At 40.7% G+C, this 17,606-nt stretch carries 16 protein-coding genes; 13 read left to right on the top strand and 3 right to left on the bottom strand.

Features of this window, described 5'->3' with window-relative positions; translation table 11 throughout:
• Window positions 1-129: 129 nt before the first annotated feature.
• The 8 genes from C4S54_RS06405 to C4S54_RS06370 all read left to right on the top strand — a co-directional run bounded on the left by C4S54_RS06405 (window position 130) and on the right by C4S54_RS06370 (window position 7,951).
• Window positions 130-1,125 (top strand): ABC transporter substrate-binding protein, encoded by a 996-nt coding sequence (locus tag C4S54_RS06405; RefSeq protein ID WP_103868784.1) that lies wholly within the window; start codon window positions 130-132, stop codon window positions 1,123-1,125.
• 80 nt (window positions 1,126-1,205) lie between these two features.
• Entirely contained in the window at window positions 1,206-2,720 is a 1,515-nt protein-coding gene (locus C4S54_RS06400) for a sugar ABC transporter ATP-binding protein (protein ID WP_103868783.1), read from the top strand.
• Window positions 2,721-2,723: 3 nt separating this feature from the next.
• Complete coding sequence (locus C4S54_RS06395) at window positions 2,724-3,791, top strand: ABC transporter permease (protein ID WP_103868782.1); 1,068 nt, start codon at window positions 2,724-2,726, stop codon at window positions 3,789-3,791.
• The gene (locus C4S54_RS06390) at window positions 3,792-4,832 is read left to right on the top strand and encodes an ABC transporter permease subunit (RefSeq protein WP_103868781.1); all 1,041 of its coding nucleotides are present in this window, start codon (window positions 3,792-3,794) and stop codon (window positions 4,830-4,832) included.
• A gap of 27 nt (window positions 4,833-4,859) precedes the next feature.
• Window positions 4,860-5,891 (top strand): ABC transporter substrate-binding protein, encoded by a 1,032-nt coding sequence (locus C4S54_RS06385; protein WP_242973750.1) that lies wholly within the window; start codon window positions 4,860-4,862, stop codon window positions 5,889-5,891.
• Between the two features lie 91 nt (window positions 5,892-5,982).
• Window positions 5,983-6,357 carry a response regulator gene (locus C4S54_RS06380; RefSeq protein WP_103868779.1) on the top strand — a complete coding sequence of 125 codons (375 nt, stop codon included), beginning with the start codon at window positions 5,983-5,985 and terminating at the stop codon, window positions 6,355-6,357.
• A complete protein-coding gene (locus tag C4S54_RS06375) occupies window positions 6,350-6,754 on the top strand; it encodes an amino acid-binding protein (protein ID WP_103868778.1) in 405 nt (134 codons plus the stop codon). The genes C4S54_RS06380 and C4S54_RS06375 overlap by 8 nt, the downstream gene beginning before the upstream one ends.
• 9 nt (window positions 6,755-6,763) lie before the next feature.
• The gene (locus C4S54_RS06370; protein ID WP_103868777.1) at window positions 6,764-7,951 is read left to right on the top strand and encodes a MalY/PatB family protein; all 1,188 of its coding nucleotides are present in this window, start codon (window positions 6,764-6,766) and stop codon (window positions 7,949-7,951) included.
• A 117-nt stretch (window positions 7,952-8,068) separates the two neighbouring features.
• On the opposite strand, the gene C4S54_RS06365 is transcribed toward C4S54_RS06370, so the two are convergent.
• Complete coding sequence (locus C4S54_RS06365; RefSeq protein WP_160110706.1) at window positions 8,069-9,031, bottom strand: alpha/beta fold hydrolase; 963 nt, start codon at window positions 9,029-9,031, stop codon at window positions 8,069-8,071.
• Between the two features lie 15 nt (window positions 9,032-9,046).
• Window positions 9,047-10,525, bottom strand: coding sequence for an MFS transporter (locus C4S54_RS06360; protein ID WP_103868775.1), 1,479 nt, complete (start codon window positions 10,523-10,525; stop codon window positions 9,047-9,049).
• Window positions 10,526-10,687: 162 nt separating this feature from the next.
• Here C4S54_RS06360 and C4S54_RS06355 point away from each other — a divergent pair, with 162 nt between their 5' ends.
• From C4S54_RS06355 to sdaAA, 3 genes are read left to right on the top strand one after another with little or no spacing between them, the layout of a single operon-like run.
• Window positions 10,688-11,188 carry a CinA family protein gene (locus C4S54_RS06355; protein ID WP_103868774.1) on the top strand — a complete coding sequence of 167 codons (501 nt, stop codon included), beginning with the start codon at window positions 10,688-10,690 and terminating at the stop codon, window positions 11,186-11,188.
• Window positions 11,188-11,856, top strand: coding sequence for an L-serine ammonia-lyase, iron-sulfur-dependent subunit beta (gene sdaAB, locus C4S54_RS06350; protein ID WP_022773400.1), 669 nt, complete (start codon window positions 11,188-11,190; stop codon window positions 11,854-11,856). Before C4S54_RS06355 ends, sdaAB begins: the two co-directional genes overlap by 1 nt.
• Window positions 11,857-11,873: 17 nt before the next feature.
• Window positions 11,874-12,752 (top strand): L-serine ammonia-lyase, iron-sulfur-dependent, subunit alpha, encoded by an 879-nt coding sequence (gene sdaAA, locus C4S54_RS06345; RefSeq protein WP_103868773.1) that lies wholly within the window; start codon window positions 11,874-11,876, stop codon window positions 12,750-12,752.
• Here sdaAA and C4S54_RS06340 read toward each other — a convergent pair.
• Complete coding sequence (locus C4S54_RS06340; protein WP_103868772.1) at window positions 12,745-13,656, bottom strand: NifB/NifX family molybdenum-iron cluster-binding protein; 912 nt, start codon at window positions 13,654-13,656, stop codon at window positions 12,745-12,747. The genes sdaAA and C4S54_RS06340 overlap by 8 nt on opposite strands.
• Before the next feature lie 179 nt (window positions 13,657-13,835).
• On the opposite strand from C4S54_RS06340, the gene C4S54_RS06335 reads away from it, so the two are divergent.
• Together C4S54_RS06335 and C4S54_RS06330 are read left to right on the top strand one after the other, a co-directional pair.
• Window positions 13,836-15,341 (top strand): flotillin family protein, encoded by a 1,506-nt coding sequence (locus tag C4S54_RS06335; RefSeq protein ID WP_103868771.1) that lies wholly within the window; start codon window positions 13,836-13,838, stop codon window positions 15,339-15,341.
• Window positions 15,342-15,443: 102 nt separating this feature from the next.
• Entirely contained in the window at window positions 15,444-17,603 is a 2,160-nt protein-coding gene (locus C4S54_RS06330; protein WP_200821047.1) for an ATP-dependent helicase, read from the top strand.
• Window positions 17,604-17,606 lie beyond the last annotated feature (3 nt).

Raw genomic sequence — 17,606 nt, 5'->3', positions numbered from 1 at the left:
AATGAAATTTTAATAAAAAAACTAACCGAATTTCAATTTTATTGAATTTAAAATTTCCTCCTGAAAATTACAATGTGTTTAAGAGGTGGGGACAACCCAAAACACATAATATTTTAGGAGGAAATTGTTATGATGAGGAAAGTATTGTCAATCGTTATGGCATCAGCCATGACACTTGGTCTTGTTGCATGTGGAAGCACAGCGCCAGCAAGCACAACTACAGAAGCTCCGGCTTCTTCAGGCGGCCTTATTAAGGTTGGTATTATCAACAACGACCCTAACGAGTCCGGTTACCGTACAGCTAACGATGCTGATCTTAAAGCAAAATTCACAAAAGAAAACGGATATGATGCATCTTTTGCTTACAGTTTGAAGAATGATGAGCAGATCCAGTACGCTCAGACATTTATCCAGGATGAAGTTGATTATCTTCTTCTTTCAGCTGCTGATACAGCAGGTTGGGATTCAGTTCTTAAGGATGCACAGGCTGCAGGAATCAAAGTAATTCTTTTTGACCGTACTATCGATGCAGATCCAAGCCTCTATGAAGCTTCAATCGTATCAGACATGGCAAAAGAGGGACAGACAGCTGTTGACTGGCTCGCTGGACAGAACATTTCTGAGTACAATGTAATCCACATTCAGGGTGTTATGGGTTCAGCTGCTCAGCAGGGACGTAGTGGAGCTCTTGATACTAAGGTTGCTGCAGAAGCAAACTGGAACATCGTTAAACAGCAGACAGCTGAGTGGAATGCAGAGAAGGCACAGCAGATCGTTCAGTCAGTTATCGATGCAGGCACACCATTTAACGTAATCTATGCTGAGAACGATGACATGGCTAAGGGTGCTGTAGCTGCTCTTGACGCAGCAGGTATCTCACATGGTGTAGGAAAAGACGTTGTAGTTATGGGCTTTGACTGCAATAAGTGGGCACTTGAAGAGCTTCTTAACCAGAACTGGAACTATGATGGACAGTGCAATCCTTTCCAGGCTAGCTACATTGATGACATTATCAAGACATTAGAGAGTGGCGGAACACTTTCACAGAAGACAATCATCATGGATGAGAAGGGCTTCGATGCAACAACAATCACACAGCAGGATGTTGACACATACGGAATTTAATTAAGTAAAAAAGAAAGGACGCGGTGCGGCAGGAGTCCGTAAGGACAACCGCACCGCGTTTTTTAAAAGAAATAGAGGTAATGCCTGTGGAAGAGAAACAAGTGCTAACGATGCGAGGCATCAATAAATCATTTCCTGGAGTTAAAGCTCTTCAGAATGTGGATTTTACCCTGAACAAAGGGGAAATACATGCTCTGATGGGAGAGAATGGTGCAGGAAAATCAACACTGATCAAGGTCCTGACGGGGGTGTATTCCAAAGATGCAGGAACAATCTGCCTTGCTGGCAAAGGAGAGGTTCAGATACATTCACCTCAGGATGCCCAAAGGCTTGGTATCAGTACAGTTTATCAGGAAATAACTCTTTGTCCCAATCTTACTGTTGCTGAGAATATGTTTATTGGCAGAGGAGAAGGCCGATTAGTTGATTGGAAGAGCATAAATGCAGACGCTGAGAAGCTTTTAAAGAAACTTGATATTCCTGCAAAGGCAACGCAGCAGCTTGCAAACTGTTCAATAGCAGTTCAGCAGATGGTTGCCATAGCCAGAGCTGTTGATATGGATTGTAAAGTGCTGATACTTGATGAACCGACTTCCTCTCTTGATGAGCAGGAAGTAGAAAAACTTTTTGGTCTTATGAGAGATCTTAAAGAAATGGGAGTTGGAATCATATTTGTAACTCACTTTCTGGATCAGGTTTATGAAGTCTGTGATAAGATCACAGTTCTTAGGGACGGTCAGCTTGTTGGGGAATATGAGATAAAAGACCTTCCAAGAGTTCAGCTTGTTGCAAAAATGCTCGGTAAAGAGATGGATGACCTTTCAGATATCAAAGGTGAGAATGCAGCATATTCGGGGAAAGATGCGGATGAAAAAGTCTTTGAAGCATCAAAGCTTCAGAGTGATGCCGGTATTCAGCCTTTTGATTTTTACATTAAAAAAGGTGAAGTGAATGGATTTACAGGTCTTTTAGGCTCCGGACGAAGCGAATGTGTACGTTCAATCTTTGGAGCGGACAGAGTCATTGGAGGCCACGTAAAAGTACATGGCAAGGACGTTAAGATAAATAAGCCATTGGATGCCATGAAAAATGGTATTGCGTATTTGCCTGAAGACAGAAAAGTCGATGGAATAATCGGAGATCTTTCTGTAAGGGATAACATTATACTTGCACTCCAGGTATTAACAGGCTTCTTTAAGCCTTTCAGTAAGGCAAAAGCCAACGCTTTTGCGGAGGAGTACATTAAAAAACTGAATATTAAGACTGCATCGGCTGATACACCGATAAAATCTCTTTCCGGTGGAAATCAGCAGAAAGTAATCCTGGCAAGGTGGCTATTAATGCATCCTGAATATCTGATTCTGGATGAGCCTACCAGAGGAATCGATGTAGGAACGAAAGTAGATATACAAAAGCTCGTGTTAGAGCTTGCTTCAGAAGGAATGAGCGTTACGTTTATCTCTTCTGAAACCGATGAAATGCTAAGAACGTGCTCAAGGCTGGTAGTTATGCGTGACAGAAAAGTTGTAGGAGAGCTTTCGGGCGAAGATCTTACACAGAACAAGATCATGAGCACTATTGCAGGGGGAGAATAAGGTATGAATAAGCAAATATTAAAAAAGATAACGAGCAATCAGCTCTTTATTCCGCTTATGGCACTTATACTTCTGGCAGTAATAAATCTGATCAATGATCCGGGATTTTTCAAAGTAACTGTTGGAACAAATAATGCCGGAAATCCGGTTTTGTCAGGTTATCTGATAACAATTCTTGATTACGGTTCAGAGCTTGCAATCTTAGCCATAGGCATGACTCTTGTTACAGCAGCATCAGGAGGGCAGGACATCTCTGTAGGTGCAACAATAGCTATTGCGGGATCTGCTATGTTAAGGGTTTTGTGCGGTGGCAATTCAAGACCGGAAACAATTCAGGCTCCGATTATTGTAGCGTTTCTCGTAGCCTGCATAGTTGGCATGCTTTGCGGAGCATTTAACGGAATGCTGGTTGCTATATTTAAGATACAGCCTATGATAGCGACACTGATTCTTTTTACAGCTGGCCGTTCAATTGCTGCCTGGATCAACAACAACGAGCTTCCAATCGTTCCGGACCCAAAATTTGCTTACTTTGGCGGGTTTATTCCGGGAATTCCTGTTCCAACCACAGTGTTCATAGTGATAGCCTGCATTATAGTGATCGCAATTGTCCTTAAGTTAACAAATCTTGGATTATATACACAGGCTGTGGGAATCAATGAGAATTCCTCAAGGCTAAATGGTATAAATCCAACATTCATAAAGTTCTTAACTTTTGTTATATTGGGCCTTTGCGTTGCAGTAGCAGCACTTATCAAGGTAAGCAGATTATCCACGATCAATTACTCAGTTATAGCAAAAGATATAGAGATGGACGCTATTTTAGCTGTAGCTCTTGGAGGAAATGCTCTTTCAGGAGGTAAGTTCAATATGTGGGCTTCAATACTGGGAGCGTATGTCATTCAGTTTTTGACTACTACTCTTTATAAATTCAATGTGCAGTCTGATGCCCTTGCGGCATATAAAGCTGTTGTGGTTATCCTGCTCGTTATATTCTCAGCACCTACAGTAAGGGACTATATGGCAAAGCTTGCAAAACAGCTTCCAATGGCTAGAAAGGAGGCTGCATAAATGAAAAAAATAAAAGAAAACACTAGTATATTCAATAAAATGAGCGATACTAACCTGCTTCTTACAATTACAATTGTTATCTTTTTCCTTATGTATATAGGAGCAGTGCTTTTTCAGGGCGGTGGATTTACCAAGCCACAGATGTTTTTTAACATTTTAAATGCGAACGCTGCACTTATCATTACAGCCTGCGGAATGAGCATAGTTATGATAAGCGGCGGAATTGACATTTCTGTCGGAGGCGTTGTGGCACTCGTGTCAATGTGCTGTGCTGTGTACCTTGACTACCATGACGGAAGCATCTTAGGCTCTATTCTCATAGCTTTGGGAATAGGACTTGCTTATGGGCTGGTTCAGGGCTTTTTGGTTGCGTATCTTGATATTCAGCCATTTATCGTATCTCTTGCCGGAATGTTTTTTGCCAGAGGTATGACGACAATAGTAAATACTGCGCCATTTAATGTAGAAGATCCTGAGTTCAATGCACTTAAACTTACAAGAATAAATGTTCCGGGACTTGGATCGGTGAACAAAAAGGGAATATATGTCCCTGCATATGTAGAAATTGGTGTGATAGTAGCACTGCTTCTTGTGGTATTATTATTCTTAGTACTTCGCTATACCAGGCTTGGAAGGAATCTATATGCGGTTGGCGGCAATAAGCAGAGTGCATTGATGCTTGGAATCAATGTTAAAAGAACTAAGTTCTTATCACATCTTATCTGCAGCCTTCTTGCGGGAATTGGAGGATATGTTTACTTCCTTCATGTAGGTTCAGGTGCTGCCAGCCATGCGATGGGAATGGAAATGAATGCCATTGCCTCATCAATTATTGGCGGAACAATGCTTACAGGTGGTGTAGGTAACATCATTGGAACATTGTTTGGCGTTTTATCACTCAGCACGATTCAGAACATAGTAGCATCCGCCGGTCTTGATCAGGCATGGTGGACTGGAATCACAATTGCAGCTATGCTCTGTATATTCCTGCTCATCCAAAGTATAGTAATGTCTCAAAAAAAGAAAGCTCTTAAAATATAAGGACATTGAGATATGAGAAAAAACGCCATGTTAGCGCTAGTACTGCTCCTGCTTTCGGTTTTCACAGCCGGATGCGGGAGCAGTGCTATTAATGATCAAAATGCAGATATTGAAAATGAGGTTACAAAAGATCTCATAACGGTAGGCTTTTCACAGCTCGGAGCGGAATCTGACTGGAGAAGCACAAATACAGAGTCCATGCTTGAGGCTTTTTCCCAGGAAAATGGCTATAATCTGATATATAAGAATGGCCAGCAGAAACAGTCCAATCAAATAACTGCCATAAGAATGTTTATCCAGCAGGAAGTCGATTATATAGTTCTTGCACCGGCAATGGAGACTGGCTGGGATTCGGTACTGGGAGAGGCAAAAGAAGCAGGTATACCCGTGATAATCGTGGACAGGCGGGTAGATGTTGCAGATAAGAACCTTTATTCATGCTGGGTTGGCTCTGATTTTGAACTTGAGGGAAAGAAGGTTGCTGCCTGGTTAAAGGCTTTTACTGAAAAACGCGGCATATCAGCTGATGAAATCCACATTGTAAATATTCAGGGAACTATCGGATCAACAGCTCAGATTGGAAGATCAAGGGGCCTTGCCAATGCGGCCAGAGCAAATGGCTGGGATATACTTGATGAAGTCAGCGGTGATTTTACTGAGACAAAGGGCCGGGAAGTTATGGCTTCGTTTCTTAGGAAATATGACAACGTAAACGTTGTATATTGTGAAAATGATAATGAGGCCATAGGAGCTATTGAAGCCATTGAAAATGCAGGCAAAAAGGTTGGAGCAGATATCACAAACGGTGAGATAATGGTTGTTTCTTTTGATGGTGTAAACCAGGAGGCCATAAACTATGCGAAAGAGGGAAAGATTGCCTGTATAGCAGAGTGTAATCCTCACCATGGACCAAGAGTCAGTTCCCTCATAAAAACTCTTAATTCAGGGGGATTTCCTGATAAATTCAACTATGTATCTGAGAAACTATATAGCTCTTTTGACGATATAAGTGAAATTGTGGTGGATGGAAGCACATATACGATTGATGAACTGGAATAAAAGTGGTATTTTTATTTATATTTAATTTGTATAGGTTATAGTTTGCTGTCATAATAATATTACTAACGTTGATTCGGTTTAGGAGACTATTATGAGGAAAAAGATACTTATAGCTGATGACACTAATTTAATGAGAGAAATGCTTAAGGCTGCCCTTGATCCTGAAAAATATCAGATTGTAGGTGAGGCACTCACCGGAGAACAGGCAGTTGAGTATTACAAGGAAAAACAGCCGGATCTTTTGATCCTGGATATCAATATGCCTAAGATGAATGGGATTGACGCTCTTACTGAGATCATGAAGATTGATCCTAAGGCCAATGTTATCATGTGTTCAGACCAAAAGTATGAGAACATGATAGTCCTAGCCCTAAAGAAGGGTGCAAAAGATTTTGTGGTAAAGCCATTTACATCGACTGACGTCGTTGTGGCTGTTAGAAAGGTTTTTGGGGAAGAAGATGCTTAAACAAATTTCAATCTACGCCGAGAATAAGAAAGGATGCTTGCAGAATATTACTGGAATTCTTTGCCAGAATGGAATTAATATACTTGGTTCTGTTACAAACGATTCTGCTGAATATGGAATAATCAGAATGGTTGTTTCAGATCCGGAAAAATGCATCGAGGTGCTTCAGGGAGCAGGTTACCTTTGCAAGACAACACCTGTTTTAGCTGTGGAGTGTCAGGATGAAGTTGGAGCCTTTGATAAGATCTTAAAGACTCTTTTTTCAAGCAATATCAATGTAAATTATACATATCTATCATTTAACCGCGAGTCTGCAAGACCAATCATGGTTATCAGTACAGAAGACACTAAGGCAGTTGAGAACATTCTTGTTAATAGAGGTTACAATTGTATTTAAGGAGTAGATATGTACGATTTTGTCACATCCAAAGATGGCATCAGTGAGAATTCTTTTAAGTATAAAGATATGCTGAAAAGAAATCCTGATGTTCCTTCGGGGATAGTTCCAATGTCAATTGCAGACATGGAATTTAGGACTGCTCCGGAGATTACAGAGGAGATAAAGAAATATCTGGACTGCAACTATCTGGGTTATACAGACATTTCTGATAGCTATCTTAACTCTATAGTAAATTGGATGGGGAAAAGACATAATTATGAAATTAAAAAAGAGTGGATTACGCCATCAGATGGAGTTGTTACAGCTATTGGAGATTTGATCCTTAGCACAACCGCCCCAGGTGATGGCGTTGTTGTTTTTTCACCTGTTTATAACCCGTTCAAAAGAGCTGTAAAGATGAAGGAACGTAATCTCATAGAGATTTCGCTTATCCTCGATGGATCAGGATACAGAATTGATTACGAGGCATTTGAAAAAGAGGTAAAAAAAGCGGATACAAAGCTTTTGTTATTCTGTAATCCCCATAATCCTGTAGGAAGAGTCTGGACTAAGGATGAGCTTTTAAAAGTATATGAAATATGCGTGAGAAATGATGTCTTTATAATTGATGATGAAATTCATCATGACCTCATTATGCCTGGATTTGAGCATACAGTTATGGCTCTTATTACAGAGGGCGCCGGAATGCATATGGCTGTATGCACAGCTCCAAGTAAGAGCTTTAATCTTGCAGGCCTTCAGACATCTAATGTGATCATCGAAAATCCTGAGATTTATAAAAAGTTCAAATCCTCAAGGCTTGACGGTTTTAGATCTGTTACAAATGTGCTTGGAATGGTAGCCCTGGAGGCTGCTTATACCTATGGCGAACGATGGCTTGATGAGTGTATTCAGGTTATTTATGATAATTACAGGTACATTTCCGATTTTGTTGAAAAAAACATCCCGGAAATCAAAATTTTCCCTTTAGAGGGCACTTATCTTTTGTGGTGCGACTGTAGGTCACTTGGTCTAAATAAAACCGAATTAGAGGCATTTATGACCGAAAAAGCATATATATTTGCAGACGAGGGATACATTTTCGGAGAAGAGGGCATCGGATTTGAGAGAATTAACATTGCATGTCCAAGCCAAGTGATAAAAGAGACCATGGAAAGGTTATATAACGCATATAAGATATATATCAAGAAGTAAAGGAGAAATACGTAAGTTATGATTACCAAAAAGAACAAAAAGATAGTAGCAATAATAGCACTGGCACTTATTCTCGCGATGGTTATAGGAACAGTTGCCAGTGCACTTATCTGATCATCATAGACGTTCTAAGATTTCAAGGACATCAGAAAAGTATTCTTTTCTGATGTTTTCTTTTGCATTAAAAATCTCATGTTTAGATTCATCAAAACTAATAAATCTAGCAGATGGAACGAGTTTTTCAAATTGTTTGTAGCCTTCAGGATCTATAAGGTGATCATTCCCGGCAGTAAATACAGTAATCGGGATCTGGAGCTTATCCGCATTTTTCATGATGATCTTATTGGTCTTAAGACTTGCCAATGCCCATCCTATTGAAGCACCATAGGTTTGGTAATGCTCGTCTTTTAACCTCCTTTCAAACATGTAGTCATAACGCGGCTTTGACATAGCGCTGCTGGTCTCAAAAACAGGCTTCCCGTCAAATCTTTTTTGCCCGGGAGCAAGAGCTTTTTTCTTACCAAAAAGAAAAGCATATATACCCAGGAGTTTTATCAGTACAGGTGAAGTATTGTTCTTCATCTTAAGCATTGGAGAGCTTAAGATAGCTGAGTCGAAGTACTGCGTATACTTTTCAAGAAAAAGTGTTCCTACGGCGCCTCCCATTGAGTGTGCGAGGAGAGTTTTTTTCATGGAAGAAGCGTTTGGAACTACTATTTTTTCTACGAAAACGTGCAAGTCTTCAACGTATGTATTGTAATTATCAATATAGACAATATCAGGAGCCTTGAGTTTTCCACCTGAATATCCATGACCGCGCTGCTCCATGAAAAAAACGGCGTATCCGGCCTTGTACAGGTACCAGGCATATTCATGAAACTTTGCCCAGAATTCACAGAAACCGTGAACTATAACGATAGCTCTTTTGGCAGAGTCCGGAATTGCGTAGTAGTAATTCATCTTGGTTCCATCAAAAGAATTAAAAACTCCCTGAGAGACATGCTCCCTTCGCCACGCTTTATTTTCAGTATTCATGGCACTGATGAAGTTATCTTCTCCTAAAAGTTCGATTTTTGCCATTTGCTTAAGCATCCTTTACCAGTTTTTTGCATTTTCAGCCTTCCAAAGATTGTCATAGGAAAAACCTGTGACTTTTTCACATATTCTTTTTTCTCCTTCTGTTGTAGAAGAGGTATCTTCGCCTTTTCTGCGGGCGATTTCCTTTTGTATGATATCAAATTCCTTACCTGTAAGTGGGAATACTACCGCGGTGATAAACAATAAGGTAATAAGTATTGCAGGAACTATGATATAGATCATAGCTATTCCCTTTTGAGTCGAAAGTGCCTGTCTCTGTCCGGCATTTGCAATGTTTTCATCAAATCCAACAGCAGCTAAAAGGAAACCGATTCCTGCAGCGGACAGACCTGACGAGATTTTTCTTGCAAAAGTAGCCATTCCTGAGACGATTCCCGGGCGTCTTATGGATGTAATAAGCTCATCTACCTCTGCCATATCAGCCATTATCGCGAAAATACTGGTGAGAGTAGCAGCGTTACCAAATCCGATAAATGCGGTAAGTACCAGGACCGGAACAATACTTGCGCCTTCATATGAAAAGGCAAGAAGTCCCAAAGTACCAATAAGTCTTGTGGGAGCACCTATGAGAATAGTCGTTCTTTTTGAAGTCTTGCTCATAATAGGACCCCAGAAAACCATACCGACAAGCTGAGATACCAGAATTGTGGCCATTAAGTAGATAAAGTAGCCATTTGAATAGCCATTAAGAACATCGTCAATATAGTAGACTGCCATTCCTGAGACAAAGTCCATACCGCATTGGCCAAATAGATATATTCCAAGGAAAAGCTTGAAAGATCTGCTTTTTAGAACACTTATTGACTGCGGGAAACTTTCTCTTAAAGTTGTTTTTACAGGTTCTTTTTTCTTTTCCCAGGTACCGATGAAAGTAACAGTAGTTGTAATGAAGAAAAGAATGCTGAAAAGAACTGCACAGGTCATGTACTGAGCAGGCTTAGTATTGTCCTTTATGATAAAAGACGGAACTAGTCCGCAGACCATAGAACCAAGAGTAGACCATACCATACGAACAGTAGAAAACTTGGAACGCATTGTATAATCGTCGATCATATCAGGCAACAGTCCATTGTATGGAACCATCAGAATAGTAAAGCCTGTTGAAAAAAGGCAAAACATGACCAGATAAAAAAAGTACATTGCCCATATGGATCTGGATGGGATAGTGAGCCATAGCAGTAAGAAAGTAACTGATGAAGCTATTCCGCCAACGAAGATATAAAAGCGCTTTGCGCCAAATTTTGACACGGTTCTGTCTGTAATGTTACCCATCATAGGGTCAGTTATTGCATCCCAGATTTTTCCTACAAGTGGGATTGTTCCGGCGAGAGCAGCCGGCATACCAAGTGCTTTGATAAGAAAGACGGTAAAGAATGTGTTTATGATGACAAAAGCACCGCCTCCATAGAATTCGGCCATTCCAAACATTATTCTGTGCGCCATGTTGTAGTTTGGCTTTTTTCCGTAGTATTCCATTGATGTAACCCCCCTAAAATCCCCAAATTTGAATATATTTAAGTATAGCATTTTTAATAAATCTCAAATATGGCAATAATAGATAGATTCTTTTTATGTTAATTAGTCACATTTCTATAATCTATGCTATCATTAGATAAACTTAAATTGAGGTTTAAACTAATGAATGATAAGACAATAAGAGAAAAATACAACACGATTACAGATCTGCTCATATGCAAGGGACTTACTATCACTACAATGGAAAGCTGCACAGGTGGGCTTATTGCATCTCTTTTAACAGATATTGAAGGATCATCTGCTGTTATCAAGGGCGCATTTGTTACATATTCAAACGAGGCCAAGATAATGGAGGGCGTTCCGCAGGATATTATTGAGGAATGCGGAGTATATTCAAAAGAAACCGCTGATGCCATGGCAATAGCCTGCAAAAAATCTTTTGGTGCTGATATCGGAATAGGGGTAACAGGAACCATGGGAAACAAGGATCCCCTAAATGAAGACAGCGCGTTGGGACAGATATATTATACAATTGCTTATAAAAACGATTGTTATTCAAAAGATACGATTATAATGCCGCAAAAGAGCAGATACGATTACAAACTTGAAGTTGCAGATATCATTGCTGATGATCTTCGTTCAATCATAGAAGAGAGGTTTTAATGAATGTATTTGATATGATCGGGCCCATAATGATAGGACCGTCAAGCTCTCATACAGCAGGTGCTGTCAGACTTGGAAGAGTAGTGAATAAGCTTATAGATAACAGACAGCTAAAGAAGGTTGAAATAACTTTGTCAGGCTCTTTTGCCCAGACTTATAAGGGGCATGGAACTGACAGAGCGCTCTTAGCCGGCATCATGGGATATAAAAGCTATTCTCCGGAAATCAGAAGTGCGCTTGATATAGCATCGGAGCAGGGAATTGATTATGAGTTTATTACAGAGAATATAAAAGGCGCCCATCCTAATACTGCCAGGATCCATTATTTCTTAAATGATGGAACTGAAGGAGTCATGCAGGGGGCAAGTATAGGCGGCGGAAACATACTGGTTAATCAGATCAACGGCATGAATGTTGAGTTTAACGGTGAAAATAATACAATTCTGGTAATGCATGAGGATAAGCCCGGCGTTATTGCCAGTGTGACCAATATGATGCATTGGGAGCATGCAGAACTCAATATTTCTAATTTTCATTTGTCCAGGCAGGAAAAGGGTGGTGATGCCATCATGACTATTGAAATCGACAATCAGCCTCCGGATACACTGGTGGACGATATTAGGAAGATTGATCATGTCACAAATGCGATCTTGATAAGAAGAGTCTGAATTAGAAAAGGATATTTATGCTTAAATACGAATCTGTCAGCGAATTAGTAGCTGAAGCTGAAAAAAGAAATATAAAGATAAGTGAACTGGTCTTGGAAGATCAGGCTAAAAGCATGGAAAAAGAGCCACTTGAACTCTATGAAAAAATGGAGATCAGCTTCCAGGTCATGAAGGATTCAATAAACGAAGGTATGAAAAAAGACCAGAAATCCATGTCAGGTCTTACCGGTGGCGAGGGCTATCTTATGAATGAATATGCCGCTACAGGCGGGATCAGCGGGAACTTCATGACAAAAGCAATGGCCAGAGCTTTGGCAGTGGCAGGCTGCAACGCCTCAATGGGAAGGATCGTTGCTGCTCCTACAGCCGGAAGTTGCGGCATTTTACCGGGATGCCTTGTGTCACTTTACGAAGACCGCGGTTTTGAAGAAAAAGATGTGGTCATGGCTATGTTTACTGCTGGTGCAATTGGAATGGTAATAGCAGAGAAATCCAGTGTGGCAGGAGCTCAGGGTGGATGTCAGGCTGAGTGTGGAAGTGCTTCAGCTATGGCTGCTGCAGCACTTGTAGAAGTAATGGGTGGAAGGCCATCTCAGTGTGCAGATGCCTGTGCGATGGCTATTTCTAATCAGATGGGACTGGTCTGTGATCCTGTAGGCGGACTTGTTGAGATACCATGCATAAAAAGAAATGTATCAGGTCTTGCGATTGCTTTTTCAAGCGCAGATATGGCACTTGCAGGAATCAGGGCCAATATTCCGGCAGATGAATGCATAGATGCAATGCGAGAAGTCGGTGATGCACTTCCGGCCTCATTAAAAGAAACCGCTGGCGGTGGACTTGCCACAACGCCAACGGGTCGTAAACTTCGTGATAAAGTTTTTGGTCTTACTTAACTTCTACAAGTTCAATCTTGAAATTAAGCTCTTTGCCAGCCATTTCATGGTTGGCATCTAATGTGATAGTTGTATCAGTCTTATCTACAACTTTAACAGGGAATGGTCTTCCGTACATATCCTGAAGGTAAACCTTCTGATCAACTGTCAGGTCCTCTGAACCGGGAAGCTCAGCAATCTCTACAGTGAAGATAGCTGTAGGATCTGCTTCTCCATAAGCTTCTTCAGGCATGAGATGCACATCAAGTGTCTCACCTACGTTCATGTTAGCAACAGCCTTGTCAAATCCATAGATCATCATGCCTGCGCCACATACGAACTCAAGAGGCTCTCCTCTGTCATAGGATGAATCAAACTTTGTTCCGTCGTTGAAAGTACCAATGTAGTGTGTACGGCATGTCTTGCCGACATTTTTTCCCTCGAATGAAGGAGCTGAATGGCAACCGCTGCATCCGCCACAGCCACCTGAAGCACAACCGCCTTCTTCATCTCCGCAGTCGCTTCCGCAACCACCTTCATCATGGTGTCCACAGCTATGTCCATCCTCGTGGTCGCCGCATGTGTGGCCCTCACCGTGATGGTCGCAATTTACACCAGAGCTCTCAAGGTTTCCGCTAAGGTAAGCTTCTACTACTTCATCAGTATTTCCAGATGTTCCGGCGCATACTTCAATGCCGTTCTCTTCAAGAGCTGAGAAAGCTCCTCCGCCGATTCCGCCACAGATAAGAACATCAATTCCCTTATCGCCAAGAAGTCCGGCTAAAGCACCATGACCGCTTCCGTTTGAACTTATTACTTCTGAGGATACGACTTTTTTATCCTCTACTGTATAAATCTTAAACTCGCTTGTATGTCCAAAGTGCTGGAAAACTTCACCGTTTTCATAAGTAACTGCAATTTTCATTATCATTATCCTTTCTTATAAGAAGTCACTAGAGCATATTATCATAAATCGCAAAAAAAGCAAAATATAGTAAAAAAACGCGCAATAGTGCATGTTTAATGCTAAAATGGGAAGTTGTACAATTTTTGTATCAATAAAAAAGTATTGTTTTAGGGCAGAGCCCTAAGAAAGGTGGAACAATGACAATTTCAGCTATTATTTTAGCAGCACTTATTCTACTTGTAGTGATGGTGATTGCTACAGGATATGTAAAGGCTCCTCCGGACAGAGCCTATATTATTTCTGGTATGCGCAAGACCCCACGAATCCTTATTGGTCGAGCAGGAGTTAAGATTCCTTTCTTTGAGAGAGTTGATAAACTTTATCTTGGACAGATGACTGTAGACATTAAAACAGAGCAGTCAGTTCCTACTAACGATTTCATTAACGTAAATGTAGATGCAGTAGCAAAGGTAAGGATCGGAACAAATCCTGAATCAATTCAGCTTGCTGCCAAGAACTTCCTTAACAAAGATCCTCAGCAGATCACAGAGGACCTTCAGGATTCTTTACAGGGTAACATGCGTGAGATCATTGGTACTCTTGCTCTTAAGACTATCAATACAGACCGTGACAGCTTTTCAGACCAGGTAATGGAAAAAGCTTCAAGAGATATGAGTAAGCTTGGTATCGAGATCCTTTCATGTAACATTCAGAATGTTACAGATGAAAATGGTCTTATAAATGACCTTGGTATGGATAACACAGCTAAGATCAAAAAAGATGCAGCCATTGCTAAGGCACAGGCAGACAGAGATGTGGCTATCGCAAAGGCTGAAGCTGATAAAGCTGCTAATGATGCAAGAGTTCTTGCACAGACAGAGATTGCTGAAAAGAACAACGCTCTTGCCATCAAGCAGGCAGAACTTAAAAGAGAAGCAGATACAGCAAGCGCTGTAGCTGATGCAGCTTATGAGATCCAGCAGCAGGAACAGCAAAAATCTATTCAGACAGCAACTGTTAATGCCCAGATTGCCAAAGCTGAACGTGAGGCAGAACTCAAACAGAAGGAAGTTCTTGTTAAACAGCAGGAACTTGCAGCTGAGATTGAGAAAAAAGCCGATGCTGAAAAGTATCAGGCAGAAAAGAAAGCCGAAGCAGAGCTTGTTCAGAGACAGAAAAAGGCTGAGGCAGCCAAGTATGAGCAGGAGAGAGAGGCTGACGCCAGGAAAGCCCAAGCTGAGGCTCAGAAATATGCAGCTGAGCAGGAAGCTGCAGGTATCAAAGCTAAATATGATGCTGAAGCAGCCGGTATTGCTGCAAAAGGTAAGGCAGAAGCTGAGGCTATTAAGGCAAAAGGTATTGCAGAAGCCGAAGCAATGGAAAAGAAGGCAGAAGCTTATAAGAAGTACAATGGCGCTGCTATGGCAGAGATGATGATCAAGATAATGCCTCAGATGGCAGCTGAGATTGCAAAACCTCTTTCACAGATCGATAAGATCAATATCTATGGAACCGGAGATGGAACAAATGGTGCAAGCCAGATCTCTGGGAATATGCCAATCGTCATGAAACAGGTATTTGATACAATGTCAGAAGCTACAGGCGTTGACTTTACAGAGATCATGAGAGCCGGAACATATGATGCAAAGGTTAATAAGAACATCAACATTACAGGCGCAGATGTATCTGTAGAGACGAAGTAAATGAAATAAGTATTTTGAGCTATATATAACATATCATATATATGTTATATATAGCTTTTTTATTACTTCACTAGCTGCGATTATTATTGTATAGTAGACACCATGGACGAGAAATATTTTTTTGAAAATTATACAGCTAAACTTAATGAACAGCAGCTTGAAGCGGTTAAAACAGTAGAGGGACCGGTGCTTTTGCTGGCTGTTCCGGGAAGCGGTAAGACTACAGTTCTTGTGCATAGGCTCGGTTATATGCTTATGGTAAAAGAAATACCGCCGGAGAATATACTTACACTTACATATACAGTCGCAGCAACAAGAGATATGGCTGAGAGATTTGTTAAGGTGTTCGGAGAGGAAGCGGCAAGAAATCTTGAATTTCGAACAATTAACGGCATATGTGCCAAGATAATCAGCCATTATGCGAGGCTTATAGGCAAAACCTCTTTTGAACTCATAACAGATGAAAAGATATCCGGAAAAATCCTGACAGATATTTATGTCAAGGTTATGAACGATTATCCAACAGAGAGCGATATCAAGGCTGTGAGGACACTTATAACTTATTGTAAAAATATGTGCCTTGATAAAGATGCCATAGAAAAACTCGGAAAAGATGAGGGCTTGGAACTACTGAAGATCTATGAAGCATATAATAAGGAGCTTAAAGCAAGGAGCCTCATGGATTATGATGATCAGATGATATATGCTTACAGGATGCTTAAAAACACGCCGGATCTACTTAAATTCTACCGCGACAAGTACAGATATATCTGTGTGGATGAAGCGCAGGATACATCCAAAATACAGCATATGATCATAGCTCTTTTGGCCGGAAAAAGCGGGAATCTGTTCATGGTCGGAGATGAGGATCAGAGCATATATGGATTCAGGGCTGCTTATCCGGAAGCTCTTTTGAACTTTGAAAAAGAGCATGTGGGCGCGAAAGTCCTTGTAATGGACAAGAATTACAGATCAAATGCAAAAATAGTAGAGACAGCTGACAGGTTTATCCAGAAGAATTTTAATCGCCACAAAAAACACATGACAGCAGCAAGGGATGAAGGCGCGGATATAAGCTATGTCACTTTAAACAGCAGAGAATCCCAATATAGTTTTCTTTTGGACATTGCCAGAAATATCTCGGTTCAGACTGCAGTTCTTTATAGAGATAATGAGTGCATTTTACCTTTGGTTGACATTCTGGAGAGAGAAAATGTTGATTACAGGATAAAGAGCTCCGATATGGCCTTTTTTAGCCACAGAGTAGTTGTGGATGTTGAGAACATGCTCAAATTTGCATTAAGTCCAATGGATCCGGAGCTTTTCTTAAAAATATATTTCAAGTTCCAAACCTTCCTTCGCAAGCAGGACGCTCTTTTAATGTGCGATATCGCTGACCGAAGGCACTGCGGGATTCTTGATGCTGCAGAAGAGATTGATATAAACAAACGTATCCTTGGAAATGTCAGGTCATTAAGGACTCATTTTATGCATATGGCCCAGGAAACACCTGCAAAAGCAATAGGCAGGATTCAAAAGTTCATGGGCTATGGAGAGTATCTAAAGGATAACAATATAGATGACAATAAGCTGTTTACTTTGAAAATGCTCGCCAAAAACGAAAGTACTATAGCAGGATTCCTTGATAGGCTTGAAGAACTGAAAAATACTCTTACTCAGAAAAAAGAGAACTATAAAAGTAAGCTAATTCTTTCGACAATTCACTCAAGTAAGGGACTTGAGTATGACACAGTTATCCTGATGGATGTGGTAAATGGCGTATTTCCTGGTAAGATCATTAAATCTTTTGCTACAGCAACTCCTGAGGAGAAAAGAGAAAACGAGGAAGAGAGACGAATATTCTACGTTGGAGTGACCAGAGCAAAGGATAAACTGATCATATTTAAATATAAAGACAAGCCTTCTGTATTTGTTGGTGAGCTCTGTCCCAAGGAAAAATGGGCCGACGAAGAACAGGAAATACCTGTAAAAAAGAGCAAGAAGAAGGTAGGCAACGAGCTTAAAAAGCCAATTTCCTACCTGAAGCAAAAGAAGGCTCCACTTTCCTTAGAAAATGTGCCTTCTAATCTTGTTATAGGTGACCGTGTAGTCCAGACTAAATATGGCTCCGGAACGATCATCGATGTTGATTGGGATGAAGATGAGATCCCAACAAAGTTTGTCGTTGAATTTGATGACAAGACCAGGAAAAAATTCATGTTCCCTGTTGCGTTTAGCATGGGAATGAGTCTTGAAGATTAAGCA

Source organism: Butyrivibrio sp. Su6 (assembly GCF_900108105.1).
Classification (GTDB): domain Bacteria; phylum Bacillota; class Clostridia; order Lachnospirales; family Lachnospiraceae; genus Butyrivibrio.
This window is presented reverse-complemented; position numbering and strand designations above follow the sequence as displayed.